Origin of the sequence: Geodermatophilus normandii (genome assembly GCF_003182485.1) — a bacterium.
In the GTDB taxonomy this organism is placed as follows: Bacteria; Actinomycetota; Actinomycetes; order Mycobacteriales; family Geodermatophilaceae; genus Geodermatophilus; species Geodermatophilus normandii.
In genome coordinates, this window is the sequence record NZ_QGTX01000001.1 from 2,781,262 (window position 1) to 2,806,939 (window position 25,678).

Sequence of the window (25,678 nt, forward strand, 5' to 3'; positions counted from 1 at the left end):
CTGCCCGGGCGCCCGCGCTCCGAGGCTGGACGCCGTCCGCCCTGGGAGCCGCCCGGGCAGCACCCGGGAGTCCCCGTGTCCGTCACCGCGTCCCTGGTGCTGGGGGCCGAGACGGTGCGCAGCCACGTCGCGGCGGTGCCGGCCGACCGGTCGGGCCTCGTCAGGTGGCGCTGAGGGCGCCGGTCCGCGTCCCGAGCCGGACGACCGTGTCACCGGGCTGCTCGAGCGCGTCGTCGTGGGTCACGCAGACGACCACCCGGCCGGCCAGCGCGGCCCGCAGGTCCCGCACCAGGGCGGCGGCGGTCGGCGGGTCGAGGTGCGCGGTCGGCTCGTCGAGGAGGACGACGTCGCGGTCGGCCAGGAGCGCGCGGGCGGCGGCGAGCCGGCGCCGCTCGCCGCCGGACAGCGCGGTGCCGCCCGCGCCGACGGGGGTGTCCAGGCCCTCGGGCAGCCCGGCCAGCAGCGGGCCCAGGCCGGCCGCGGCGAGGGCCGCCGTCATCCGCGCCTCGCCGTCGGGACCGGTCAGCGCGCCGCGCGGCGCGGCCAGCGCCAGGTTGGCGCCGATGGTCGAGGCGAACACGTGCGCGTCCTGCGGCAGCCAGGCGGTGCGGGCACGGACCGCCTCGCCGGTCAGCCGGGCGGTGTCGGTGCCGCCGAGGGCGTAGCGGCCGGCCCGCGGCCGCAGGGCGGCCAGCAGCACCGCGAGGAACGTCGACTTGCCGGCGCCGGACGGGCCGCGGACCACCAGCCAGCCGTCGCCGGCGGCCGCCTGCGCGGTCAGGCCGCGCAGCACGTCGGGGCCACCGGGCCAGCCGGCGGTCACGCCGGTGACGGCGAGGTCGCGCACCGCCGCGGGCGCGGGGAGCGGGTCGGCCGGGTCGGCGGGCACCGGGGCGGTGAGGACGGCGCCGAGCCGGGCGCGGGCGTCGGCCAGGGCACCGCGGCGCTGCAGCGCGGAGACCAGGCCGCCCAGCGGCTCGGCCAGCGCGAGCGGGGCGAGGCCGAGCACCGCCACCTCCGGGCCGCCGAGGCCGGTGGCCGCGCCGACCGCGGTGGCGACGACGGCGGCCAGGCCGGTGCCGAGCACGACCAGGCCGGTGCCGAGCGCGCCGGCCCGGGCGCCCGTGGCGGCGACGGCGGAGCGGCGGCCGGCGACGTCGGCGAGGTCGGCGGCGGTGGCCGCGGCCAGGCCGTGGGCGCGCAGGTCGGCGGCGCCGTCGAGGGCCGTGGTGACGTCGCGCAGCGCCGACACCCGCAGCGTGGCCTCGGTGCGGGCGGCGCCGGCGTCGACCCGGCGGTGCACGAGGAGCACCAGCGCGGCGGTGACCGCGAGGACGGCCGCTGCGGCGCCGCCGGCGGCGGGGGACAGCAGCGCCAGGGCGGCCACGGTCAGCGCCGGGACGGTGGCCGCGACCACCGCGGGCGGCACCACGCGCACCGAGAGGTCCTGCACCAGGCCGACGTCGCCCACCACGCGGGCCAGCGCGCTGCCCGGTGTGCGGTCCGCGGCCACGCCCTGCGCGGCCAGGGCCCGCCAGACGCGCACCCGCAGCTCGGCGGCCGTGCGCAGTGCGGCGTCGTGCGCGGCGAGCCGCTCGACCCAGCGCAGCGCGGCACGGCCCAGGCCGAAGGCGCGCACGCCGACGATGGCGACCATCAGCGTGAGGATCGGCGGCATCTCCGCGGCCCGGACGATCAGCCAGCCGCTCACCGCGGTGAGCGCCACGCCCGCGCCGGCCGAGGCGGTGCCGGCCGCGACCGCGCGGACCAGGGCGCGCCGCGGCCAGCCGAGCCCGGTCGCCGTGGCGGTGGGGGCCTGCCCGCCCGCGCCGAGATCGGCGGTCTCGTCGCCATGGGGCGCCGGAGCCGCCGAGATTGGCGGTCTCGGTGGGGAGGACGCGGGGACGGCGCTCCCGGGCAGCGTCACCGTGCGATCGGCCGGCGCCGCCAGGGCCGGGTCGTGGGTGACGAGCAGGACCGTGACCGTGCCGCGCAGCGAGGCCAGGACGGCCGCGACGCGGGCGGCCGAGGCCCCGTCGAGGTGGGCGGTCGGCTCGTCGAGCAGCACCAGCCGGGCGCCGCGGCGCACGCGCACCAGCGCCCGCGCCACCGCGACCCGCTGCAGCTCGCCGGGGGACAGCGTGGTGCAGGAGCGTCCGGCCAGCGCCTCGGCGCCGACCCGCTGCAGCGCCTCGACGACGAACGCCTCGGCCACGACGGCGTCCACCCCGGGCGACGCCGCGGCGTGCCGGCGCAGCTCGTCGGCCACCGTGGGCGCCGTCGTCCGCGGGTGCTGCGGCACCAGCGCGACGCCGCCGGCGGGGACGCCGGTGACGGTGCCGGCGACGTCGGCGGCCGGGTCGAGCGTCCCGGTGAGCGCCGCCAGCAGCGTCGACTTGCCGGACCCGCTGGCGCCGCGCAGCACCACCAGCTCGCCGGGGCGCAGCGCCAGGTCGGTCGGGGGCAGCGCCGGGAGCGTGCGGCCCGGGTGGCGCACGGTGAGGCCGCGGACGGCGACCTCGGCGCCGCGCGGGTCGTCGCGGTCGTCGGCACCGGCGGGGACGGGGAGCGGCGCGGCGAGCACCGCGCGGGCCTCGGCGGCGGCGAGGGTGGCGGCCTCGCCGGCGTGGTGGGCGGTGCCCAGGGCGCGCAGCGGGGCGAACGCCTCGGGCGCGAGCAGCAGCGCGGTGAGGCCGACGGCGAGGCCGAGGTCACCGTGCACCAGCCGCAGGCCGACGGTGACCGCGACCAGCGCCACCGACAGCGTGGCGATCAGCTCGAGCACCAGCGCGGAGAGGAAGGCCAGCCGCAGGGTGGCCAGCGTGCGGCGGCGGGTGGCCTCGCCCAGCTCGGCGAGCGCGGCGACCTGGTCGGCGGCGCGGCCCAGGCCGACCAGCACGGGCAGGCCGCGGACCAGCTCGGCGACGTGCGCGGCCAGCCGGTCCAGCGCCCGGGCGGCGCCGGTGGTGCCGTCGCGGGTGGCCAGCCCGACCAGCGCCAGGAAGAGCGGGACCAGCGGCAGGGTGACCGCGACCAGGCCGGCCGAGAGCAGGTCGGTGGCGGCCAGCACGACCAGCAGCACCGGCGGGACGACGAGCGTCTGCGCCAGCGCCGGCAGGTAGGTGGCCAGCGCGGGCGCGAGGTCGGCCAGCCGGGTGGTGGCCAGCACCGCGGCCGGTGCCGGGCCGCCCGCGGCGGCGACGGCGGCGGGGACGCGGCGAGCCGGCCGAGCAGGGCGCGGCGCAGGCCGTCCTCGGCGCGGCGGGCGTCTCGGGCGGCGGCCCGCTCGCCGAGGGTGCCGGCGACCGCGCGCAGCACCGCCCCGCCGGCGGCGAGCGCGAGCGGGGGGAGCACCCCGCCGTCGGCCGTGCCCGCCGCCCGCGCGACGGCGTGCGCCAGCCCGGCGGCGAGCAGCACCAGCCCCGCCGTCGAGCCCAGGGCGGCCGCCGCGGCCCGGGCCAGCGCAGCGGGCACGCCCGGCACCCCGGCCAGCGGCGCGAGCGGCCCGCGGGCCCGTGGAGCGGCAGGAACGGCCATCCCCGCGGTCACGCGGCCACCTGCGCGGCGTCGTCGTGCGACGGCTCGGCGGTGAGGCGCCGGCGGAACACCCAGTAGGTCCAGGCCTGGTAGGCGAGCACCACCGGCAGGCCGACGGCGGCCACCCAGGTCATGACGGTGAGCGTGTAGTCGCTGACCGAGGCCTGCGCGATCGTGACGTCGAACGCCGGGTCGATCGTCGAGGGGACGACCACCGGGAACGCCGACCCGAACAGCGCGGCCGCCGAGGCGAGCAGCACGGTGGCCCAGCCGGCGAAGGCCTGGCCCTCGCGGTCGAGGCGCACCCGGGTCCAGGTGACGACGACGGCGAGCGCGGCGACCAGCCACAGCACCGCGGTGACCGCCGTGCCCGAGCGCAGCTGCACCAGCCCGGCCCACGCCAGCAGCGGCAGCGCGGCCACCGGCGACCAGCGCAGCGCGAACGCCCGCGCCCGCAGCCGCACCGGGCCGTCGGTCTTGAGCGCCAGGAACAGCGCGCCGTGCACCAGCGAGAAGCCGACCACCGCCGCCGCGCCGAGCAGCGAGGACCAGCCCAGGCCGGCGAACGCGCCGCCGACGCGGGTGCCGTCGCCGTCGACGGGCAGGCCGAGCGTGGTGGCGCCCAGCGCCGCGCCGACGCCGGCCGCCGCCACCAGCGAGCCGCCGGTGATGACGCGGGTCCAGGTGGCGTCCCACCGTGGGTCGTGGGAGCTGTGCCGCCACTCGAAGGCCACCGCCCGCACGATCAGGCCGAGCAGCACCAGCACGAACGGCAGGTACAGCGCCGGCAGCCAGGTGGCGTACCAGCCGGGGAAGGCCGCGAACACCGCGCCGGCGGCGGTGATCAGCCACACCTCGTTGCCGTCCCACACCGGGCCGATGGTGCGGAGCATGAGGTGCCGGTCCGCCGTCCGCCGGCCGAGCACCGGCAGCAGCGCCGCGACGCCGAAGTCGAAGCCCTCCAGCAGCAGGAAGCCGGTCCACAGCACCGCGACGGCGGCGAACCACAGGGTCTGCAGGTCCATGGGGGGCTCCTAGTAGGCGAAGGAGAGGACGTCGTCGTCGGACCGGTCGTCGCCGGGACGCGGGTCGTCGTCGTCGGATCCGTCGTCCCGGCGCGAGCCGCCCACCGCCGGCGGGGTCGGCGTCGTGTCGCCGGTGGTGACGCCGCCGCGGACCAGGCGGACGAGGAGGAACAGCTCCACCACCGCCAGCGCGCCGTAGAGCAGGCCGAGACTGACCAGCGAGGTCCACACCTCGGCGGCGGTGATGCCGGGGGAGACGGCCTGGGCGGTGAAGTAGTACACCTGCTCGCCGACCGGGACGTCGGGGTTCGGGTAGACGACGAAGGGCTGGCGGCCCATCTCGGTGAAGATCCACCCGGTCGCGTTGGCCACGAACGGCGCGCCGACGGCCAGCAGCGACCCGTACACGCCGATCCGCGACGTCGGCACCCGGCCGCGGCGGGTCGACCAGAGCGCGTAGGCCGCGACCCCGGCCGAGACCGCGCCCATGCCGATCATGAGCCGGAAGCTCCAGTAGGTCACCGCCAGCACCGGCGTGTAGTCGATGGCCTGGCCGGCGCGGTCGCCGAAGGACGGGTCGTCGGGGTAGGTGGCGCCGTAGACCTCGGAGTACTCCTCCTGCAGATCGTCGACGCCGGGGACGGCGGTCGAGAAGTCGCTGTGCGCGAGGAAGGAGAGCAGCCCCGGGACCGTGTAGCTGTGCACGTCGTCGCACTCGTTGGAGCCGAGCTTGCCCCAGGCGAAGACCGAGAACGGCGCCGGCGCCTCGGTCTCGCACAGCGCCTCGGCCGAGCTCATCTTGAGCGGCTGCTGCTGGTACATGAGCTTGCCCTGCCAGTCGCCGGTGACGGCGACGAGCACGAACGCGGCCAGCGAGACGAAGCCGCCGAGGCGGACCGAGCGGCGCCAGACGGCGGAGTCGACGTCGGTGGTCGGGCGCTGCGCCAGCGTCCGCCGGCGCAGCTGGTACAGGCCGACGCCGACGAGCAGGGCGCCGGCGACCACGAGCGCCGCGACGATCGCGTGGCTGAAGGCGGCCAGGGCCGTGTTGTTGGTCAGGACGGCGAGGAAGTCGACCTGCAGCGGGCGGCCGTCGTCGCCGACGGTGACGCCGACCGGGTGCTGCATCCACGAGTTGGCCGCGATGATGAAGTACGCGCTCACGATGGAGCCGACGACGGCGGCCCACAGCGCGGCCAGGTGCAGCTTCTTCGGGATGCGGCCCCAGCCGAAGATCCACAGGCCGAGGAAGGTCGACTCGAGGAAGAAGGCGAGCAGCGCCTCCATCGCCAGCAGCGAGCCGAACACGTCGCCGACGAAGCGCGAGTACTCGCTCCAGGCCAGGCCGAACTGGAACTCCTGCACCAGGCCGGTGGCCACGCCGAGGACGAAGTTGACCAGGTACACCCGGCCCCAGAAGCGGGTCATCCGCAGCCACTCGGGCTTGCCGCTGCGCACCCACATGGTGTGCATGACCGCGACCAGGATCCCCAGGCCGATGGTCAGCGGGACCATGAGGAAGTGGTAGACGGTCGTGATGCCGAACTGCCAGCGGGCGATGTCCAGGACGTCCACGGCGACTGCTCCTCACCTGCCGGCGCGACCGGCCGACGACTCCTTTCTACGCCTCGTAGAACATCTTCTCTACGTCTCGTAGAACGCGTTGGGTGAGGTGTGCGACAGCGTCCGTGCACTCCCTCCGGCGCCCGTTCTACGCTGTGTAGAGGACGACCGTCGACCGGGAGGAGCAGCCGTGGCGTCGCTGGGGGACCTGGAGCGCACCGTCATGGACGTGCTGTGGGCGGCCGACGGGCCCGTGGCCGCCACCGAGCTGCGCGACGCCCTGGCCGACCGCGACCTCGCGCTGACCACCGTGCACACCGTGCTGTCCCGGCTGGAGGGCAAGGGCTTCGTCGAGCACGACGACGCCCGGCCGCGCCGCTTCCGCCCGCGCGCCAGCCGTGCCGAGCACGCCGCCGAGCTGATGCACGAGGTCCTCGGCCAGGCCGGCGACCGGCAGGCGGTGCTTGCCCGCTTCGTCGGCGGCGTCGACCCCGAGGAGGCCCGCCTCCTGCGGCAGCTGCTGGACGGGAGTGCACCGGACGCCCGCACCCGCTGACGTGCTGCCCGCGACCGCCGCGGCGCTGGCGGTCCTCGCGGCGCTGCTCGCCTGGCCGGTGCCGGCGCTGCTCGGGCGCGCCCGCTGGCCGCGGCGCGACCCGCTGGTCGCGCTGGTCTGCTGGCAGGCGATCGGGCTGGCCGGCGGCCTGTCGATCATCGGCGCGCTGCTGGTGCACGGTCTGGCGCCGTGGGGTCACTCGCTGCCCGAGGCCGGCTGGGCGGTGCTCACCGGGCACCCGGCCCGCGATCCCGTCCGCGGCGACCACTGGGTCACCCTGACGCTGGCCGCGGTCCTCGCCGCCGAGCTGCTCGGCGTCCTCGCGCTGTCGTGGGTGCGCACCGCCCGCACCCGCCGCCGGCACCGGGAGCTGCTCGAGCTCGTCGTCCAGCCCTCGGCCGCCGTCCCGGACGCCCGGCTGCTCGAGCACCCCGCGCCGGTGGCGTTCTGCATCCCCGGCGCCCGCCCGCTGCTGGTGCTGTCCTCGGGCATGGTCGCCGAGCTCGACGACGGGCAGCTGGCCGCCGTCGTGGCGCACGAGCGGGCGCACCTGGCCGAGCACCACCACCTGTACCTGCTGCCGTTCGTGGCGTGGGAGGCGGCGCTGCCGGTGCTGCCCGCGGCCGCCCGGGCGCACGCGGCGGTGCGCGAGCTGGTGGAGATGCGCGCCGACGACCGCGCCCTGGCCTCGCTCGCGGTGCCCGATCCGCGCCGGACCCTCGCGCAGGCGATCGTCGTCGCCGCCGGGGGAGCGGGCGGCGGCGTGCCCGACGGCGCGCTGGCCGTGGGCGGCAGCGCGGTCGGCGCCCGCGTCGTCCGGCTGCTCGACCCGCCACCGCCGCTGCCCGCGCCGGCCAGGGCCGCCGCCCTGCTGACCGCCGGGCTGCTCCTGCTCGTCCCGACCGTCCTGCTCCTGGCCCCGGCCCTGTAGGGAGCGCTAGACGGGCCGCTCGTTGCCGGGCAGGGGGGCGAACCGGCGCAGGCGCAGGCTGTTGGTGACGACGAACACCGAGCTGAACGCCATCGCGGCGCCGGCGATCATCGGGTTCAGCAGCCCGGCCATCGCCAGCGGCAGCGCGGCGACGTTGTAGGCGAACGCCCAGAACAGGTTGCCCTTGATCACCGCGAGCGTGCGGCGGGCCAGCCGGACGGCATCGGCGGCGGCGCGCAGGTCCCCGCGCACGAGGGTGAGGTCACTTGCCTGGATGGCGACGTCGGTGCCGGTGCCCATCGCCAGCCCCAGGTCGGCCTGGGCGAGCGCGGCCGCGTCGTTGACGCCGTCGCCGACCATCGCCACCGTCCGGCCCTCGGCCTGCAGCCGCCGGACGACGTCGACCTTCTCCCGCGGCAGCACCTCGGCCACGACGTCCTCGATCCCGACCTCCGCCGCGACCGCGGAGGCGGCGGCGGCCGAGTCGCCGGTCAGCAGCACCGGCCGCAGCCCCAGGTCGCGCAGCTGCCGCACGGCGGCTGCCGACGTCGGCTTCACCGTGTCGGCGACGACGAGCACGCCGCGCACCGCGCCGTCCCAGCCGACGGCGACCGCGGTGCGCCCGGAGGCGTCGGCGTCGGCGACCGCCGCGGCCAGCTCCGCGGGCAGCGCGCCCACCAGCGACGGCCGGCCGACCACGGCCGGCACGCCCTCGACGGTGCCGCGCACCCCCAGCCCGGCCTCGCTGCGGAACCCGGTGACGGCCGGCAGCTCCCCGCAGCGCTCGCGGGCGGCGGCGGCCACGGCCGCGGCGATCGGGTGCTCCGAGGCGTCCTCGAGCGCGCCCGCGCGGCGCAGCACCTCGCCGGGGTCCTCGCCGTCGGCGGCGGTGACCCCGGTCAGGCCCATCCGGCCGCTGGTGACCGTGCCGGTCTTGTCGAGGACGACGGTGTCCACCCGCCGCGTGGACTCCAGGACCTCCGGGCCGCGCACCAGGATGCCGAGCTGCGCGCCGCGGCCCGTGCCGACCATGAGCGCGGTCGGCGTGGCCAGCCCGAGCGCGCACGGACAGGCGATGATCAGCACCGCGACGGCGGCCGGGAACGCCCCGGCGATGCCCGCGCCGGTGCCGATCCAGAAGCCCAGGGTCGCCAGGGCGAGGCCGAGCACGACCGGCACGAAGACGGCCGACACCCGGTCGGCCAGCCGCTGCACCTGCGCCTTGCCGTTCTGTGCCTCCTCGACCAGCCGTGCCATCTGCGCCAGCTGGGTGTCGGCGCCGACGCGCGTGGCGCGCACGACGAGCCGGCCGCCGGCGTTGACGGTCGCACCGACGACGGCGTCACCGGGGCCGACCTCCACGGGCACCGACTCCCCGGTGAGCACCGAGGCGTCGACCGCCGAGGAGCCCTCGACGACCTCGCCGTCGGTGGCCACCCGCTCGCCGGGGCGGACGACGAAGAGGTCGCCGACGTGCAGCTGCGCGACCGGCACGCGGACCTCGGTGCCGCCGCGCAGGACCGACACCTCGCGGGCACCCAGCTCCAGCAGCGCCCGCAGCGCCGACCCCGCCCGCCGCTTGGCGCGCGCCTCGGCGTACCGGCCGGCCAGCAGGAACGTCGTCACGCCGGCGGCGGCCTCGAGGTAGACGTCGCCGCTGCCGTCGCCGCGGGAGACCGCGAAGGAGAAGGGGTGCGTCATGCCCGGCTCCCCGGCGGTGCCGAGGAACAGCGCGTACAGCGACCACAGGAACGCGGCGGCGGTGCCGAGCGAGACGAGGGTGTCCATGGTGGCCGCGCCGTGCCGCAGGTTGGTCCAGGCGGCGCGGTGGAACGGCCAGCCGCCCCAGACGACGACCGGCGCGGCCAGCGTGAGCGACAGCCACTGCCAGTACTCGAACTGCCACGCCGGGACCATGCCGAGCACGACCACCGGCACGCTGAGCGCCGCCGAGACCAGCAGCCGGTGTCGCAGACCGGCGTCCGGATCGGCCTCGGGGACGTCGTCCTCGGCTGGCGGCACGGGCAGCGCGGCGGTGTAGCCGGCCTTCTCGACGGTGGCCACGAGGTCCTCGGGGACGACGCCGTCGCCGAAGCTCACGCGGGCCTTCTCGGTCGCGTAGTTGACCGTGGCGGTGACGCCGTCGAGCCGGTTGAGCTTCTTCTCGATGCGGGCCGCGCACGACGCGCAGGTCATGCCGCCGATCGACAGTTCGACCTGCGTTGTCACGAGGCGCTCCGGGCGGTGAGGGGAAAGGCGGCGGTGTGGACGACGTCGCCGTGGCGGAAGTCGAGGAACAGGCGGTGGTCGCCGGCCGCGGGCACCCGCACGGCGAAGCGGACCTCCGGGCCGGACCCGCCGGTCGGGTGCACGTGCAGGTAGCCGAGGTCGCCGGCGCGCAGCGCGACCAGGTGGCCGCGCGCCCCGAGGTACGGCTGCAGGTCGGGGACCGGGACGCCGTCGCGGGTCACGGTGAGGACGACCTCGGATTCCTCGCCGGCCACCAGGTCGCCGTCGAGGGTGACCGTGTAGCCGTCGACCTCCGCGGTCGCCGACGGCGCGGCCGGCGCGACCGGCTCCCACGCGCCGCCGACGGCGAGGTCGGCGCCGAGCACGAGGTCGTGCCCGAGGTCGGTCGGGGTGGCGTCGGCCAGCACCCGCCACGGGCCGGGCTGCAGCGCCACCGTCGCCGTCCAGGTGCCGTCGGGCGCGAGGACGGGGTGGAGGTGCTGGTAGCCGGTGAGGTCGCGCCGGACGACGACCAGGTGCAGGTCCTGCTCGTGCACGGTCTCGTAGGCGGTCACGGGTGCGCCGTCGGGCCCGAGCACGCGGAAGGACAGCGGGACGGCGGCGCCGGCGGGCAGCGCGTCGTCGGCCAGGTCGAGGGAGTGGCCCTCGGCGGAGACGGCGAGCCCGGCGGGGAGGCCGGGGACCGCCGTGTGGTCCTCGCCGCCGTGGTCCTCGCCGCCGTGGTCCTCGCCGCCGTGGTCCTCGCCGCCGTGGTCCCCGGCGGCAGCCGGCTGCCCGACCGGGCCGGCGAGCGCCCCGGCGCCCCAGCCCGCGCCCAGGACGGCGGCGGCGCCCACGAGCGTGGCCGCGACCCGGGTGGCGGTGCGCACTGTCGTCCTCCCTCGCAGGCCGGCCGCGTCAGCGGCCGGCGACCTCGTAGCCGGCCTCCTCGACGGCGGCGCGCACGGCGTCGTCGTCGAGGGGGGCGTCGCTGGTGACGGTCAGCCCGCCACTGGGCAGGTCCACACGGACGTCGGTGACGCCGGGCAGGCCGCTGACCTCCTCGGTGACCGCGGTGACGCAGTGCGAGCAGGTCATGCCGGTGACGGTGTACGTGGCGGTGCTCATGGCGGGGTCCTCCGGAACGGGGGTGGGGGTCAGGAACGGACGAGGCGGGCGATGGCGGCGGAGGCCTCGCGGACCTTCGCGTCGGCCTCCGGGCCGCCGCTGGCGACGGCCTCGGCGACGCAGTGCGACAGGTGCTCCTCGAGCAGGCTCAGCGCGACCGACTGCAGGGCCGACGTCATCGCCGAGACCTGGGTGAGGATGTCGATGCAGTACTTCTCGTCCTCGACCATGCGCTGCAGCCCGCGGGCCTGGCCCTCGATGCGGCGCAGTCGCTTCAGGTGGTCGTCCTTGCGATGGAGATAGCCGTGGACGTGGCCGGGAGCGCTCTCGGGATCGGTCACACCGCCACTGTACCCCTACCCCCCAGGGGTGTCAGGCGGGCTGAGGGTCCCCGTCCTGCCCGGAGCGCAGCCGGTCGACGGCGTCGCGCAGCCGCGCGGTGGTGGCGCGCTCGTCGGCGAGCTCGTCCTGCAGGCCGAGGATGACCTCGGCGGAGGCGAGCGTGTGGCCCTCGTCGAGCAGGCCGCGCAGGCGAGCGGCGAGGACGAGCTGGTGGCGCGAGTAGCGGCGGTGGCCGCCGGGGGAGCGGTGCGGCTGGAGGACGCCGGAGCCGTCGAGGCTGCGCAGGAAGGCGGCCTGCACGCCGAGCAGGGCGGCGGCCTGGCTCATGGTCAGCGCGGGGAAGTCGGGGTCGTCGAGTCGCCGGAGGGCGTCGACCGGCTCGGGGGTGCCGTCGGTCGTCACGGGGTCCACCTCCTCGCCGGGACGGTCTGCAGATGCGGCGCGGGGCCGGGCCGTACCGGCCCGGCCCCGCGTGCGGTCGCCGATCGGCTCGCCGATCAGCTCTCGACGGCCTTGGTCTCGCCCTGGGCGGACGACGACTCGCCCTCGATGGTGCGGCTCTCCACCGCGGCCGGCACATCGGCGCGGGTCACGGTGATCTTGCGGGCCCGGGCCTTCTCCGCCACGGGGATGCTCACGGTGAGCACGCCGTCGTGGTAGCTCGCCTCGAGCCGGTCGGTGTCGAGGCTGCGGCCCAGCACCAGCTGCCGGGTGTAGGCGCCGTAGGGGCGCTCGGCGACGGCCCACTCGGCGCCCTCGAGCTGCGGGACCGAGCGCTCGGCGCTGACGGTGAGGGTCGTGCCCTCGACCGACAGGTCGATCGACCCCGGGTCCACGCCCGGCAGGTCGAAGTGGGCCACGAACTTGTCGCCCACGCGGTAGGCGTCCATCGGCATGCCCGACAGCTGCCGGGCGGTGCCGGTGCGGCCGGTGAGCTGGTCCAGCGCGCGGAAGGCGGCGTTCGTGGCGGCGAACGGGTCGTACGCGGTCAGCATCATGACTGGTGAACCTCCTGGGAGATCCGGTGTGGAGTTCGCTGCCCGAGGTCACAACCTCTAGTGGCAACTGGAGATTACCTCGGTTGCGCACCCTTGTAAACATCCTGCGGCCGAACTTGTTCCCGGGCAGGCATGGACGGGCGGCAACGCGGGCAGACCCCGGACATGGACGCGCACCGAGGAACCGGTGGACCGGCCGAACCCGACACCGGGGCGCACGAGGGGGAGCCGCGGGTCGACGTCGGCCTCGACGGTGACGTCAGCTCCCTCACCGTCACCGGCGAGCTGACCGAGGCCGCGCGCCGGCCCCTGGTCCGCGCCGTCACCGACCAGATGCTGTCGGTGCCCACCCTGTCGCGGGTGGAGCTGCACCTGGGCGGGGTGTCCTACATGAACTCCGCCGGCATGGCCGTGCTGGTGCAGCTGCAGCGGATGACCTCGCCGCGCGCGGTGACCGTCGCGCTGGTCGACCCGCCGCCCGCCGTCGCCCGGCCGCTGCAGCTCACCGGGCTGTGGCGCCGCTTCGAGGTGGTGGAGGAGGGCGCCGGGCCGGCCGACGCCGGTGGCGCCCCGACGTCCGGCGCGCAGTCGCGGCGCCCCGACGGCCCCGACGGCCGCAGCGCCTGACCACAGCGCCTGACCGCGGTGTCGGGCGGGAGCGGGGTGGCAGCTGCTCCTAGCCTGGCCGGGTGCCGCCCCACACCCACAGCCACGGGCCCGACCCCGACGCCCCGCCCCCGAGCCCGGAGACGCTGACCCGGCGACGCCGCGCGGTCCGGCTGATGCTCCTGCTCCTGGTGCCCGTGGGCCTGGCCACGGTCGTCGGACTCGTCGTGCTCTGGCCCGGCAGCGAGCCCACCCGGGCCGAGCAGGTCGCCGCGACCTTCCTGCCGGCGGGCACCAGCTACGCCGACGCCCGCGTGGTCTCGGTGCAGACGCTGCCGTGCGGCGGTGAGGGCACCGCCCAGGCGACCTGCGCGACCGCCGTCGTCGAGGTGCTCGAGGGCGAGGGCGCGGGGGACTACCAGCAGGTGGACCTGTCGGCCGAGGTCGTGGCCAACGGCGTGGCCGACGGCGACACGATCGTCCTCACCCGCGACCCCGGCGCCGAGGGCGGGCCGGACTACCAGTTCTCCGACTTCGAGCGCACCACCCCGATGGTCGTGCTCGCCGTGGCCTTCGCCGTCGTCGTCGGGGCGGTGGCCCGGCTGCGCGGGCTCGCGGCGCTGGTCGGCCTGGCCTTCGCGTTCGTCGTCCTGCTGCAGTTCGTGCTGCCCGCGCTGCTCGCCGGGTCCTCGCCGACGCTGGTCAGCCTGGTCGGGTCGGCGGCGATCATGTTCGTCGTCCTCTACCTGGCGCACGGCCTGTCGGCCCGCACGACGACCGCGCTGGTGGGCACCCTGTTCGGCCTGTCGCTGGTGACCGTGCTCGGCTCCGTCGCGGTCGGCGTCGCGAAGCTGACCGGCCTGACCAGCGAGGAGACCGTGCAGCTCGGGACCTACGACCCGACGCTGGACTTCTCCGGCCTCGTCATAGCCGGGGTCGTCGTCGCCGGGCTCGGTGTGCTCAACGACGTCACCATCACGCAGGCCTCGGCGATCTGGCAGCTGCACGAGGTGGACCCGGCGATGGGGTGGCGCGAGCTCTACCGCCGCGGCATGACCGTGGGCCGCGACCACATCGCCTCGACCGTCTACACGATCGTCTTCGCCTACGCCGGGGCCGCGCTGCCGCTGCTGCTGCTCTTCGAGGTCTACACGCGGCCGGCCGGCATCACGCTGACCAGCACGGTGGTGTCCGAGGAGGTCATCCGGATCCTGGTCGGCGCGATCGCCCTGGTGCTCGCGGTCCCGGTGACGACGGCGGTCGGCGCGTTCTTCGCCACCGCCGCCGGGACGGCGGCCGGCGGCGCCCCGGAGCGGGGCCTGTCGTCGCTCCGTGCGAGATTCGCCCGGTGAACACGAGCGCTTCCCGGCCCCGTCCGGAGGCTCGCGCCGAGCTCGCGAGGCGGGAGGGGGACGGGGTCCTTCGACTGCTGGCCGCCGCCCGGTCCGCCCCCGGCTTCATGCCCGACGACGAGGGCCATGCCCTCTACGAGGCCGCCCGCGCGGTCGGCGTGCCGGGCCCGCTGCTGGAGATCGGCTCCTGGATGGGCAAGTCGGCGCTGTACCTCGCCGCCGCGGCGCGCGAGACCGGCCGGCAGGTGGTCACCGTCGACCACCACCGCGGCTCCGAGGAGCACCAGCCCGGCTGGGAGTACCACGACCCGTCGCTGGTCGACCCCGCCGTCGGGCTGCTGGACACCCTGCCGCGGTTCCGCCGCACGATCGCCGACGCCGGTGCCGAGGACGTCGTCGTCGCCGTCGTCACGCGGTCGGAGGTGCTCGCGCCGCTGTGGTCGACGCCGCTGGCGCTGCTGTTCCTCGACGGCAGCCACACCGAGGAGTCCGCCCGCCGCGACCAGGACGCCTGGGTGGCCAAGCTCGCGGTCGGCGGCACGCTGGCCATCCACGACGTCTTCCCCGACCCCGCCGACGGCGGCCAGGCACCGTTCGGCGTGTACCGGCGGGTGCTGGCATCGGGCGCGTTCACCGAGCTGCCCGGCACCGGGTCGCTGCGGCTGCTGCGCCGTGGACGCTGACCGGCTCGGGGCCGAGCGCGCGGCCGCGCAGGCCCAGATCGAGGCGCTGACCCGCGAGTTCGACGCCATCGTCGCCGCGTCGCAGGCGTCGAACGCCGACGACGAGCACGACCCGGAGGGCGCGACGATCGCCTTCGAACGCCAGCAGGTGGCCGCGCTGCTCGACCAGGCCCGCCGCCGGCTGGCCGACGTCGACGCCGCCGTGACCGCCGTCGAGGCCGGCACCTACGGCCGCTGCGAGTCCTGCGGCCGGCCGATCGCCCCCGAGCGCCTCGACGCCCGCCCGACCGCCCGCACCTGCATCACCTGCGCGACCTGAGGAAGGACCCCGCCCCCTCACCCCTCGCGAGCTCGGGGCGAGCCTCCGGGCGGGGCCGGATGAGGTTCCCTCAGCTGACGTAGCGGCGGGCGGTGGAGCGGCGCTGGACGGCGTCGAGCGCGGCGAACCGGGCCTCGGCGTGGGCGGGGAGCACCCGCCGCTCGCGCAGCACCCACGGGATCCCGCGGGCGGCGGCCCCGAGCCCCTGCGCGGTGACCCGGTCGCGCGGGAGGGTGGCGAGCAGGTGCAGCGTGCGGCGCAGCGCGGGGCGCAGCGGCCGCCGCAGCCACGTCGTCCAGAGGGTGTTGCGGATGCCGTCGCGCCGGCGGCGGTGCGAGTCGCGGGCCTTCGACGCCTGGTGGTGCACGGTGAGCGCGGGCAGGTAGCACAGCTCCCAGCCGGCCGCGGCGAGGTCGCCGGCCATCAGCTCCTCCTCACCGCCCAGCCACAGCCGCTCGCAGAACCCGCCGACGGCGAGGAACGCCTCCCGGCGGACCACGCTCGCGCCGGCGAGGAACGAGCCCAGCGCCGGCCCGGGCAGCCAGTCGGCGCCGGGGACGGGGGAGTCGCGCAGCTCCGGCACGATCGGGTCCTCGCGGCCGCCGGGCTCGACGAGGATCCGCGCGGTCACCACGGCCAGCCGCGGGTGCGCGTCGAGGACGTCGGCCGCCGTCCGCAGCGAGCCCGGGTCCCACCACGTGTCGTCGTCGCAGAAGGCCACGTAGGGCGTGGCGAGGCGGTCGATGCCCACGTTGCGGCCGATCGCGCCCAGGTTCTCCGGGCTGGCCACCAGCTCCACCGTGGGGAAGCGCTCGCGGACCGCCTCCGCCGTCCCGTCGGTGGAGCCGTTGTCGACCACCACGACGTGCGGCCGCTCGGGCAGCTCCAGCAGCCGCGCCAGCGCCACCAGCACCTCGTCGCGCCGCTGGTGGGTGATGACGACGACGGCGACCCGCCCATCGGGGTGGCCCTCCTGCAGGGTCCCGCCGCGAGCCTGCGAGTGGTGGGGGGCAGGAGGGTCCTCACTCACCGGGCGGCCCCCGCGAGCAGCCGCAGGTCGGCCAGCACGTGCCCGGGCAGCCGCCGCCGGCGGCGCAGCGCGGCGGGCAGGTCCGGCAGTGCCCGCCGCAGCCCGCGGCGCTCCGGCGCGCCGGCCCGCAACGCCGCGGCGACCGTCCGGGCGACGTCGCGCGCCGGCAGCCGCATGACCGCGGTGAGCACCCGCGACCGCCAGATCGCCGCGCGCCGGGCCGCGGGTCGTGCCGGCGGAGGGAGGGGTGGTGGTGCACGGTCACCGCGTCGACGTAGGCGATGTCCCAGCCCGCGGCGGCGAGGTCGAGGGACAGCCGCTCCTCCTCGCCGGGGAAGCGCACCACGGGGTCGAACCCGCCGACGGCGAGGAACGCGTCGCGGCGCACCATCGCCGCGCAGCCGAGGAAGCCGAGCAGCCGGGGGCCGGGCAGGTGCGGCGGGGTGCCGAGCGGGCTGGTGGCCAGCTCCGCGCACAGCGGGTCGAGCCGCTCCTCGGGGCCCACGAGGACGCGCGCGTTGAGCACCGCCAGCCGCGGGTGGGCGCGCATGACCGCCGCCGCGCGCGCGAGGTCGCCGGGCGCCCACCAGGAGTCGTCGTCGGCGAAGGCGACGAACTCCGTGCCGGCGTGCCCGGCGCCGATCGTGCGGGCGCGGGCGCCGGCGTTCTCCACCAGCGGCAGGACCGTCACCTGCGGCAGCGCGGCCCGGACGGCCTCGACGGTGCCGTCGGTCGAGCCGTTGTCCACCAGCACGACGGGTGCCTCGTGGCGGGGGAGCGTGGCCAGCAGGTCCTCGCGCCGGTCGCGGCTCATCACGACGACCGTGACGCCGTCGGCGGACGCGTGCCGGGACGGAGCCGTCGCGGGGGAGGTGGTGGTCACCGCTGCACCCTGCCCGTGATCGGCGGGAGGGAACCGCTGTCGGCGGTCCCCGGCGCGGGCAGCGCGGCGGGGTCGGCGAACAGCCCGGCGGCCGGCGTCGCGCCGGAGAGGGCGTCGGCGGCGAGCACCACCGCGGCCGCCGTCCAGGTGGTCCGCTCGACCGGCCAGCGGGCGTCGTCGGGGTAGACGAAGCCGGTCCAGTACGAGCCGTCGCCGTGCCGCAGGTGCTGCATCGCCGCCACCTGCTCCACCGCGGCGTCGCGCTGCCCGGCGACGACGAGCGCCAGCGCCAGCTCGCAGGTCTCCGCGCCGGTCACCCAGGGACGGTCGGCGACGCACCGCGCCCCGAGCCCGGGGACGACGAAGCGGTCCCAGTCGGCGCCCAGGCGCGTGCGGGCGGCCTCGCCGGTGACCGCGCCGGCGAGGACGGGGTAGTACCAGTCCATCGACCAGCGGGACCGGTCGGCGAAGGCCCCGGGGTCGGTCCGCAGCGCCGTCCCGAGGCCGGTGACGGCCAGCTCCCAGTCCGGCTGCGTCTGCCCCGCCAGCCCGGCCAGCGCGATGCCGCAGCGCAGCGCCTGGAACAGGCTCGCGTTGCCGGTGAGCAGCGCGGTGTCGTCGGGCGTGCCGTCGGGGCGCAGCGCCCAGCTGACCGCGCCGGTGGCCAGCTGCATGTCCACGACGAGGTCCAGGCCGCGGCGCACGGCCGGCCACAGCTCGGTGACCAGCCGCTCGTCCCCGCTGGCCAGCCAGGTGTGCCACGTGCCGACGGCGAGGTAGCCGGCGTGGTTGCTCTCGACGGCGGGCTGGGTCTCGACGCCGTCGCGGTACTCGGCGGCCCAGGAGCCGTCGGCGCGCTGCCGGGCGGCCAGCCAGCGGTAGGCGGCCGCCGCCCGCGCGTGCTCCCCGCCGACGTCGAGGGCCATGGCCGCCTCGACCGAGTCCCACGGGTCGAGCTGCCCGCCGCGGAACCACGGCAGCGACCCGTCGGCGCCCTGCTCGCCGGCGATGGCGGCCACCGTGCGCCGCACGGCCGCCCCGTCGAGGACGCCGGGCAGCTCGGGCAGCTCAGCGCGCGGCAGCGGTCTTCTCCCGCGCCGGGGCGGCCGCCGCCTGCGCGACGGCGGGCTTGTCCGCGTAGACGACCAGGCTCTTGCCGAACAGCGGGTCGAACACCTTCTCGGCCACCCGGGTGAGCAGCGGCCGCCTCGTGAGGTCCCAGACCAGCAGCCGGTGGTAGGCGCGGACGACGGCGGCGTCGCGGTCCACCCCGACGGCGCACTTGAGCCACCAGAACGGCGCGTGCAGCGCGTGCGCGTGGTGCTGCCGCCCGGGCACCAGGCCGGCGACGGCGAGCCGGGCGCGCAGCACGTCGCCGCGGTAGATGCGGACGTGGCCGCCCTCGTTGGCGTGGTAGGCGTCCGACAGCGCCCAGCAGATCCGCTCGGGGCCGTACCGGGGCACGGTGACGACGGCCCTCCCGCCCGGCTTGAGCACCCGGGCGATCTCGGCCATCGCGGTGCCGTCGTCGGGGATGTGCTCGAGCACCTCGGAGGCCATGACCCGGTCGACGCTGGCGTCGGGGAACGGCAGGTGCCGCAGGTCGCCGCGCAGCACCTCGAAGCGGGCACCGGCCGGGGCCTCGCCGGCCGCGGCGATCGCGCCGAGCCACTCCTTCGTGGTCGCCACCTCCGGCACGCCCCAGTCGACGGCGACGACGTGCGCGCCGCGGCGGTAGGCCTCGAAGGCGTGCCGGCCCTCGCCGCAGCCGAGGTCCAGCACGGTCATGCCGGGGCGCAGGTCGAGCAGGTCGTAGTCGACGGTCAGCACTGCGCGCCCTTCCGTGCCAGCACCTCGGTGTACCAGTCCGCCGTCCGCTCGGCCGTCGACCGCCAGGTGTAGGAGGCGAGCACCCGGCGGCGCCCGGCCCGGCCCAGCTGCTCCTGCAGCGAGGGCTTCTCCAGCACCAGGCGCAGCCCGGCGGTGAGCTCGTCGACGTCGCCGGCGCGCACGCGCAGGCCCGCCTGGGTGCCGACCACCTCCGGCAGTGCCCCGGCGTCGGTGGTCACCAGCGGCGTCCCGCAGGCCATGGCCTCGACCGCGGGCAGCGAGAAGCCCTCGTACAGCGAGGGGATGGCCGCCACGGTGGCCGTCTGCAGGAGCCGCACGAGGTCGGCCTCGGGCAGCGGGCCGGTGAAGCGGACGGCGTCGCGCAGGCCGAGGCGGTCCAGCGCCGCCTCCGCCGGCCCGCCGGGCCGCGCCGTGCCGACGACGGTGAGCCGCACCGGCCGCTCGGTGCGCAGCTTGGCGACGGCCTCCAGCAGGTGCACCAGCCCCTTGAGCGGCACGTCGGCGCTGGTGGTGACGACGATCGAGTCGGCGTCGCGCGGCTGCCCGGCCGGCGGCGGGGTGAAGACGCCGGGGTCGATGCCGACCGGGATGACCTCGACGCCGGAGGCGGGCACGCCCAGGTGGGTCTCGATGTCGCGCCGGGAGTTCTCCGACACGGTGGTGACCGCGTCCAGGCGGGGGGCGACCCGGGCCTGCATGGCGGTGAAGCCGTACCAGCGGTGCAGGGTCAGCCGGCGGCGCAGCGTGGGCGCCGCGGCCAGTTCGAGCCGCCGGTCGATGGCGACCGGGTGGTGCACGGTGGCCACGGTCGGGACGCCCGCGCGGAGCAACCGCAGCAGCCCGTAGCCGAGGGACTGGTTGTCGTGCACGACGTCGAACTCCGACGCCCGGGGCAGCAGCAGGCGGGCGGCGCGCAGCGTGAAGGTCAGCGGCTCGGGGAAGCCTGCGGTGCACATCGCGGCCCACTCGGCGACGTCGATCCAGTCGCGGAACTCCGAGGGCCGCGGCGTCCGGAACGGATCGGGCTCGCGGTAGAGGTCGAGGCTGGGCACCGGGGTGAGCGGGACGCCCTCGTCGAGCTCGGGATAGGGCTGGCCGCTGAACACCTCGACGGAGTGGCCGAGCGCGGTCAGCTCCCGCGACAGCGCCCGGACGTAGACGCCCTGCCCGCCCCCGTGCGGCTTGCTCCGGTACGACAGCAGTGCGATCCGCAGCCGTCGTCCCATGCGCCGGACCCTACCGACCCCGTCCGGTCCGCCCGCCTGACAGGGTGGTGGGCGTGATCCGACACGTCGTGCACTTCACCTGGTCCGACGCCGCCGACGACGCCCGGCGGGCGCGGACCGTGGCCGCGCTGCGGGCGCTGCCCGAGCAGGTGTCCGGTTCACTGGCGTTCACCGTCGCCCCCGACGCCGGGCTGGTGGAGGGCAACGCGGACACGGTCCTCGTGGCCGACTTCCCCGACGCCGAGGCCTTCCGCCGCTACGCCACCGACCCCGTGCACCTCGAGGTCATCGCCGAGCACGTCCGCCCGTTCCTGGCCGCGCGCAGCGCCGTCCAGTACGAGCTGTGACCCGATCGGGGGGCCGGGTTGCGCTGCGGTCCCGCCCTGGTCAGCGTCCGACCGTGATCATCCGCCGCCCCGTCCTCGCCGTCGCCGCGGGCCTGCTCGCCGTCCCCCTGTTCGCCGCCTGCGGTGGGGAGGACGTCGAGGGCACGGCCTCGCCGGCCTCCTCCTCGGCGTCCTCGTCCTCGTCCTCGTCGTCCTCCTCGGCGTCGCCGTCGTCGTCCGGTACCGACCTGACGCCCGGCCTGCTGCCCGCCGACGCGTTCGGGGCCGGCGCGCAGGTGACCCCGGTGACCGAGGCGCAGCTCGCGCAGGGGGCGGCGCTGGCCGGCGGCTCCGCCGCCGACCTGCAGGTCATCCCGCCGGAGTGCCAGGCGGCGGTGCAGGGCACCCAGCCGTCCTTCGACGAGTACGACGACGTCGCCGCCCAGGTCGCCGTCGCGGGGACGACGACCACGGTGCAGGCGCTGGCCTCCGGCGGTCCCGCGGAGGACGCGCTGGCCGGCTTCGGCGACCGGCTCGACGGCTGCTCGCAGGTGCAGGTCAGTTCCCCGGAGGCCGGCACCGCGACCGTCTCCCTGCAGGAGATCGACGTCCCCGACCTCGGCGACGGCTCGGCGGCCATCGGCGTCACGACGACGGCGACCGGACCCGACGGGCAGCAGGTGACCGTGCCCGCGCTGCTGGGGGTCGTGCAGGACGGCGAGCGGGTGGTGATCCTGCTGCGCACCGACACCTCCGGCGGGCGGCCGGACCCGACGGCGTTCGCCGACCTGCTCGAGCAGGCCCACGAGACCCAGGCCGAGGCCCTGGACTGAGGAGGGACCCCGTCCTCCCCGCGAGCTCGGGACGGTGCCCTGGACGGGGCCATCCACCGGACGCCGTCCACAGGGGCGCCCCGGTCCACAGGCTCCCTGCCCGGCGCCACGGGAGCCTCGTCCGGCCCCAGGGTCGGCCGGGTGGACGACTCCCCGATCCCCGTCATCCGGCTCGGCGACACCGGCGAGGTCGCCGCCGCCCTGCCGCACCTGCTCGGCTTCCACCCGGCCGAGTCCGTCGTGCTCGTCAGCCTCCGCGGGGCGGGCGGCAGCCGCGTCGGCCTGACGGTGCGCGCCGACCTGCCCCCGCCCGCCGCGGCTCGGTCGCTGGCGCACACGCTCGCCGGCAAGGTGGTGACCGACGAGCCGGAGGCCGTCCTGCTGGCCGTCGTCTCCGAGACCTGCGACACCGCGGGCACCCCGGTGCTGTCCGGCACCGGCTCCCTGACTCCGGCGCCGGAACTGCCGCACCGCGACCTGGTGCACGAGGTCGTGCTCGCGCTCGACGCCCGGGACGTCCCGGTGCGCGAGGCACTGCTGGTGCGGGCGGGCCGCTGGTGGGACTACGACTGCCCGTACCCGTGCTGCGAGCCCGGCGCGGGGACGCCGTTGCCCGGCGGGGCCAGCCCGCTGGCCGCCGCGGCGGTGGCGGGCGGGGCGGTCCTCGCCGCCGGCCGGGGTGCGCTGGCCGCGCGGATCACCCCGTCCGACGACGACCCCGGCGCCGCGGCGATGGCGGCCGCCTGCCTGTCCGCCGGTCGGGAGCACGCCGCGCGGCTCCGGTCGCCGGGACGGGCGGCGGTCGCCGCGGAGGCCGGCGCCGCGGTCGCCGCGGCCGTGGCCGACTGCCGGCCGGGTCCCGCCACGGCGGCCACCCGGCTGGCCGACGCCCGGGTGGCCCGGGTGCTGTGGGGGCTCACGCTGACGGAGGTGCGCGACCGCGCGCTCGGTCTGGCGCTCGGCGAGGACGCCGCGGCCGCCGAGGTGCTGTGGACCGAGTGCACCCGCCGCGCGCCGGTGCCGCTGGAGGGGCCGCCGGCCACCCTGCTCGCGGTCAGCGCCTGGCTGCGGGGCGACGGCGCCATGGCCAACGTGGCGCTGGACCGGGCGCTGGCCGCCGATCCCGGCGCCACCCTGCCCCGGCTGCTGGCCGACGGCCTGGCCGCCTGCCTGCCGCCGTCGGCGCTGCGCGCGCTGATCGGCAGCACGCTCGAGCAGGGCGCCGCCGGGTGAGCCTCACACCAGCTCCGGCCGCTGCCACCCCTCCCCGAGGACGTGCTCGGCCAGGAAGGCGATCACCGTCTCGTACCAGACCGTCGCGTTGCCCGGGGTCAGCACCCAGTGGTTCTCGTCGGGGAAGTACAGGAACCGCGAGGGGACGCCGCGCTTCTGCAGGTCGTACCAGAGCCGCAGCGCCTCCCCGATCGGCACGCGGTAGTCCTTGTCCCCGTGGATCACCAGCATCGGCGTGCGGATGGCGTCGGCGAACCGGTGCGGTGAGTTCTGCTCGTACCGCTTGGGGGTGGTCAGCGGGTCGCCCCACTCCTTCTCCCAGTAGTAGGCGGCGTCGGTGGTGCCCACGAACGAGTCGAGGTCCCACAGGCTCGCGTGGGTGACGATCGCGCGGAAGCGGTCGGTCTGGGTGGCCACCCAGTTGGCCATGTAGCCGCCGAAGGAGCCGCCCATCGCCGCGGTGCGCTCGGCGTCGACGTCGGGACGCTCGAGCGCGGCGTCGACGGCGGTCATGAGGTCGGTGTAGGGCGCACCACCCCACTCGCCCCAGCCCCGGCGGACGAAGTCCTGGCCGAAACCCTGCGACAGCGCCGGGTTGGGCAGCAGCACGGCGTAGCCGCGGGCCGCCAGCACCCACGGGCACCAGCGCCAGGACCAGGAGTTCCAGCTCATCAGCGGCCCGCCGTGGATCCACAGCACCAGCGGGGCCGGTGCGTCGGCGCCGGCGCCCTCCGGCAGGACCAGCCAGGACTGCACCTCCGCGCCGTCGGCGGCGGTCGCGCGCACCTCGTGCAGGGTGCCCGGCAGCGGCCCGAGGGCGCCCGGGGACGGCAGCGGCGCGGGGTGCTGGCCGGTCGCCCGCGGGTCCAGGCGCACCGGCGCGGGCGGCTCGTCGTAGGCCGAGCGCAGCGCGAACAGGGCACGGCCGTCGCGGGCCACCCGCAGGTCGCTGTAGGCGCCGTCGGCGGTCAGCCGGACCGGTCCGCCGCCGGAGAGCTCCACGCGGAACAGCGCGTGCCGGCCGTCCTCGTCGGCCAGGAAGTACACGGCGTCGCCCTCGGCGCTGAACTGCGGGGCGCTCGGCCAGCGGTCGAAGCCGGCGGTGAGGTCACGGGTCTCGGCGGAGGCCACGTCGACCAGCAGGAGCGTGTAGTCCGGCGGCTCGGCGTAGGTCGTCAGCGTCTCGCGCACGCACACCACCGAGGCGCCGTCGGGGGAGAAGGCGCCGGAGTACACGTCGGCCAGCGGGTCGTCGACCAGCACCCGGCTCTCCCCGGTCGCGGTCTCGACCAGGACCAGCCGGTCGCGGCGGCCGGCCGGACCGTCGGGCACGGAGTCCACGCGCAGCAGCAGCCGGCCGTCGGGGGAGAGGACGGCCGACTCGCCGGAGCCGGTGGGCGGGGCGGCGTCGGGTGTCAGGTCGCGCAGGGCGACCGGCTCGGGCCGTCCGCCGGCGGGGTCCTCGGCGGGGAGGGCGCCGGCCCAGAACAGGTGCGGCGCCGCCGGCCCGAGGTCGGAGTCCCAGTGGCGGACCGGATACGCCTCGTGCAGGACCGCCGACACCCCAGCGTCGCTGCGCGCCTTGCGGCGCTGCTCGTCCTCGGCCGCGTCGGCGGCCCCGGGCATGGCCGAGGCGACGACGACCACGTCGCCGCTGTCGGCGGCGACGGCGAACCCGCCCACGCCGCCGGGACGGGTGACCACCGGCCGCGCCTCGCCGCCGCCGGACGGCAGCGCCCACAGCGCCGGCTTCGGCTCGCCGCCGTCCGCGCCGGCACCGGGATCGGGGCGGGCCGAGACGAACAGCAGCGTGCCGTCGGGAGCGAAGGCCGGCGCCGACTCACCGGGCGCGCTGCGGGTCAGGCGGCGCGGCGGCCGCTGCCCCTCGGGATCGACGTCCCACAGCGCCGAGACCCACTTCTTCCGCTCGGCGTCGAGGGTCTGCACCGACACCGCGAGGCGGCCGTCGGGAGCCAGGGCGAGCCCGCTCACCCGCGGGATCGCGACGAAGTCGGCCAGCCGCGCGAACGGGTGCGCCGGATCGGGGCCGGGAGCGGTCTCGGGCCGGCTGTCGGACACGGCGTCGGGCTGGCTCACCGGGGCTCCTCGCGACGGGGACGGGACGGTGCCGCCCACCGTAACGAGCAGCGCCCGGTCTCCCGCCGGAGCGGGAACCGGGCGCCGGGGCCCGCGCCGAGCCCGCGAGGCGTGGACGGGCAGCGGGGTCCTTGCGTCAGAGCTGGGCGGCGGCCTCGACCGGGGTGAGGTCCTCGTCCAGCGCCGAGACGAACAGGTGCTGGGCCACGCCCGGCGGGACCGGGTGGCCGTCGAGGGTGACCGTGCCGTTCACCGACTGCGCCACCATCGTGGCGCCGGGACGGATCCCCTGGTCGGCGAGCGCGCGCAGCAGCGTGGCGTCCTCCTGCAGCTGCTCGCTGATCCGCCGCACGGTCACCCGCCGGCCCTCGGCGGTCGCCGTGGTGGACAGCAGGGTCAGCGCGTCGAGGACCGCCGAGGTCTCCCCGCCGAGCGCGTCGAGGCCCGGGATGGGGTTGCCGAAGGGGGAGACCGTGGGGTTGCCGAGCAGGGACAGCAGCTTGCGCTCGACCGCCTCGCTCATCACGTGCTCCCAGCGGCAGGCCTCCTCGTGGACGTCGGCGTAGTCGAGGCCGATGACGTCCACGAGCAGGCACTCGGCCAGCCGGTGCTTGCGCATGACGGCGGTGGCGAGCGCCCGCCCGGTCTCCGACAGTTGCAGGTGCCGGTCGCCCTCGACGGTCAGCAGACCGTCGCGCTCCATGCGCGCCACGGTCTGGCTCACCGTCGGGCCGCTCTGGTGCAGCCGCTCGGCGATGCGCGCCCGCAGCGGGACGATGCCCTCCTCCTCCAGCTCGAAGATCGTGCGGAGGTACATCTCGGTGGTGTCGATGAGGTCGTTCACTGGCACTCCTCCGTGTCGCTCCCGATCCTACGGCGCGCGGGCGACCGGACCGGGTCCCCCGGAGGGCCCGCCGGGGGCCGGCGTTC

Annotated in this window: 25 protein-coding genes; 9 read left to right on the forward strand and 16 right to left on the reverse strand. The window is 77.1% G+C overall.

Annotated features, from left to right (window positions below; genetic code table 11):
- Window positions 1–160: 160 nt before the first annotated feature.
- The 3 genes from cydC to JD79_RS13615 form a co-directional block, all read right to left on the reverse strand.
- On the reverse strand, window positions 161–3,169 hold the full coding sequence (gene cydC, locus JD79_RS13605) for a thiol reductant ABC exporter subunit CydC (RefSeq protein WP_245900080.1): 3,009 nt from the start codon (window positions 3,167–3,169) through the stop codon (window positions 161–163).
- Window positions 3,170–3,545: 376 nt separating this feature from the next.
- Entirely contained in the window at window positions 3,546–4,562 is a 1,017-nt protein-coding gene (cydB, locus tag JD79_RS13610; protein ID WP_110005958.1) for a cytochrome d ubiquinol oxidase subunit II, read from the reverse strand.
- Between the two features lie 9 nt (window positions 4,563–4,571).
- Complete coding sequence (locus JD79_RS13615) at window positions 4,572–6,137, reverse strand: cytochrome ubiquinol oxidase subunit I (RefSeq protein ID WP_110005959.1); 1,566 nt, start codon at window positions 6,135–6,137, stop codon at window positions 4,572–4,574.
- Window positions 6,138–6,315: 178 nt separating this feature from the next.
- On the opposite strand from JD79_RS13615, the gene JD79_RS13620 reads away from it, so the two are divergent.
- Together JD79_RS13620 and JD79_RS13625 are read left to right on the forward strand one after the other, a co-directional pair.
- Entirely contained in the window at window positions 6,316–6,681 is a 366-nt protein-coding gene (locus JD79_RS13620; RefSeq protein ID WP_110005960.1) for a BlaI/MecI/CopY family transcriptional regulator, read from the forward strand.
- Between the two features lies 1 nt (window position 6,682).
- Window positions 6,683–7,612 (forward strand): M56 family metallopeptidase, encoded by a 930-nt coding sequence (locus tag JD79_RS13625; protein ID WP_110007697.1) that lies wholly within the window; start codon window positions 6,683–6,685, stop codon window positions 7,610–7,612.
- A gap of 6 nt (window positions 7,613–7,618) precedes the next feature.
- Here the strand turns inward: JD79_RS13625 and JD79_RS13630 are convergent, their stop codons facing one another.
- From JD79_RS13630 to JD79_RS13655, 6 genes are all read right to left on the reverse strand, one after another.
- Window positions 7,619–9,841, reverse strand: coding sequence for a heavy metal translocating P-type ATPase (locus JD79_RS13630; protein ID WP_245900081.1), 2,223 nt, complete (start codon window positions 9,839–9,841; stop codon window positions 7,619–7,621).
- A complete protein-coding gene (locus JD79_RS13635; protein WP_110005961.1) occupies window positions 9,838–10,731 on the reverse strand; it encodes a hypothetical protein in 894 nt (297 codons plus the stop codon). Before JD79_RS13635 ends, JD79_RS13630 begins: the two co-directional genes overlap by 4 nt.
- 28 nt (window positions 10,732–10,759) lie before the next feature.
- A complete protein-coding gene (locus tag JD79_RS13640) occupies window positions 10,760–10,969 on the reverse strand; it encodes a heavy-metal-associated domain-containing protein (protein WP_110005962.1) in 210 nt (69 codons plus the stop codon).
- 29 nt (window positions 10,970–10,998) lie between these two features.
- The gene (locus JD79_RS13645) at window positions 10,999–11,310 is read right to left on the reverse strand and encodes a metal-sensitive transcriptional regulator (protein ID WP_110005963.1); all 312 of its coding nucleotides are present in this window, start codon (window positions 11,308–11,310) and stop codon (window positions 10,999–11,001) included.
- A gap of 31 nt (window positions 11,311–11,341) precedes the next feature.
- Window positions 11,342–11,713, reverse strand: a complete 372-nt coding sequence (locus JD79_RS13650; RefSeq protein ID WP_245900082.1) for a helix-turn-helix domain-containing protein — start codon at window positions 11,711–11,713, stop codon at window positions 11,342–11,344.
- A 95-nt stretch (window positions 11,714–11,808) separates the two neighbouring features.
- Window positions 11,809–12,309, reverse strand: a complete 501-nt coding sequence (locus tag JD79_RS13655) for an Hsp20/alpha crystallin family protein (protein ID WP_110005964.1) — start codon at window positions 12,307–12,309, stop codon at window positions 11,809–11,811.
- Between the two features lie 165 nt (window positions 12,310–12,474).
- On the opposite strand from JD79_RS13655, the gene JD79_RS13660 reads away from it, so the two are divergent.
- The 4 genes from JD79_RS13660 to JD79_RS13675 all read left to right on the forward strand — a co-directional run bounded on the left by JD79_RS13660 (window position 12,475) and on the right by JD79_RS13675 (window position 15,269).
- On the forward strand, window positions 12,475–12,936 hold the full coding sequence (locus tag JD79_RS13660; protein ID WP_110005965.1) for an STAS domain-containing protein: 462 nt from the start codon (window positions 12,475–12,477) through the stop codon (window positions 12,934–12,936).
- Window positions 12,937–12,998: 62 nt separating this feature from the next.
- A complete protein-coding gene (locus JD79_RS13665) occupies window positions 12,999–14,267 on the forward strand; it encodes a YibE/F family protein (protein ID WP_110005966.1) in 1,269 nt (422 codons plus the stop codon).
- A 107-nt stretch (window positions 14,268–14,374) separates the two neighbouring features.
- Window positions 14,375–14,950: a class I SAM-dependent methyltransferase gene (locus tag JD79_RS13670; protein WP_211307970.1), complete on the forward strand. Its 576-nt coding sequence runs from the start codon at window positions 14,375–14,377 to the stop codon at window positions 14,948–14,950.
- Window positions 14,940–15,269 (forward strand): TraR/DksA family transcriptional regulator, encoded by a 330-nt coding sequence (locus tag JD79_RS13675; protein ID WP_110005967.1) that lies wholly within the window; start codon window positions 14,940–14,942, stop codon window positions 15,267–15,269. Before JD79_RS13670 ends, JD79_RS13675 begins: the two co-directional genes overlap by 11 nt.
- A gap of 70 nt (window positions 15,270–15,339) precedes the next feature.
- Here the strand turns inward: JD79_RS13675 and JD79_RS13680 are convergent, their stop codons facing one another.
- From JD79_RS13680 to JD79_RS13700, 5 genes are read right to left on the reverse strand one after another with little or no spacing between them, the layout of a single operon-like run.
- Entirely contained in the window at window positions 15,340–16,299 is a 960-nt protein-coding gene (locus JD79_RS13680; RefSeq protein ID WP_245900083.1) for a glycosyltransferase family 2 protein, read from the reverse strand.
- A complete protein-coding gene (locus tag JD79_RS13685) occupies window positions 16,292–17,182 on the reverse strand; it encodes a glycosyltransferase family 2 protein (protein ID WP_245900084.1) in 891 nt (296 codons plus the stop codon). Before JD79_RS13685 ends, JD79_RS13680 begins: the two co-directional genes overlap by 8 nt.
- Entirely contained in the window at window positions 17,179–18,213 is a 1,035-nt protein-coding gene (locus JD79_RS13690) for a prenyltransferase (protein ID WP_245900085.1), read from the reverse strand. The genes JD79_RS13685 and JD79_RS13690 overlap by 4 nt, the downstream gene beginning before the upstream one ends.
- 37 nt (window positions 18,214–18,250) lie before the next feature.
- Window positions 18,251–19,012: a class I SAM-dependent methyltransferase gene (locus tag JD79_RS13695; RefSeq protein ID WP_110005968.1), complete on the reverse strand. Its 762-nt coding sequence runs from the start codon at window positions 19,010–19,012 to the stop codon at window positions 18,251–18,253.
- Window positions 19,006–20,259 (reverse strand): glycosyltransferase family 4 protein, encoded by a 1,254-nt coding sequence (locus JD79_RS13700; protein ID WP_110005969.1) that lies wholly within the window; start codon window positions 20,257–20,259, stop codon window positions 19,006–19,008. The genes JD79_RS13695 and JD79_RS13700 overlap by 7 nt, the downstream gene beginning before the upstream one ends.
- Window positions 20,260–20,312: 53 nt before the next feature.
- Between JD79_RS13700 and JD79_RS13705 the strand changes: the two genes are divergently transcribed.
- The 3 genes from JD79_RS13705 to JD79_RS13715 all read left to right on the forward strand — a co-directional run bounded on the left by JD79_RS13705 (window position 20,313) and on the right by JD79_RS13715 (window position 22,651).
- Complete coding sequence (locus JD79_RS13705) at window positions 20,313–20,606, forward strand: Dabb family protein (protein ID WP_110007703.1); 294 nt, start codon at window positions 20,313–20,315, stop codon at window positions 20,604–20,606.
- 53 nt (window positions 20,607–20,659) lie between these two features.
- Complete coding sequence (locus JD79_RS13710; RefSeq protein WP_170149200.1) at window positions 20,660–21,418, forward strand: hypothetical protein; 759 nt, start codon at window positions 20,660–20,662, stop codon at window positions 21,416–21,418.
- A gap of 141 nt (window positions 21,419–21,559) precedes the next feature.
- Window positions 21,560–22,651, forward strand: a complete 1,092-nt coding sequence (locus tag JD79_RS13715; protein WP_110005971.1) for a DUF4192 domain-containing protein — start codon at window positions 21,560–21,562, stop codon at window positions 22,649–22,651.
- Window positions 22,652–22,654: 3 nt separating this feature from the next.
- Here JD79_RS13715 and JD79_RS13720 read toward each other — a convergent pair whose 3' ends face one another.
- Together JD79_RS13720 and JD79_RS13725 are read right to left on the reverse strand one after the other, a co-directional pair.
- Window positions 22,655–24,748 (reverse strand): alpha/beta hydrolase family protein, encoded by a 2,094-nt coding sequence (locus JD79_RS13720; protein ID WP_245900086.1) that lies wholly within the window; start codon window positions 24,746–24,748, stop codon window positions 22,655–22,657.
- A gap of 136 nt (window positions 24,749–24,884) precedes the next feature.
- Window positions 24,885–25,592, reverse strand: a complete 708-nt coding sequence (locus tag JD79_RS13725) for an iron-dependent transcriptional repressor DtxR (protein ID WP_110005972.1) — start codon at window positions 25,590–25,592, stop codon at window positions 24,885–24,887.
- Between the last annotated feature and the right edge of the window lie 86 nt (window positions 25,593–25,678).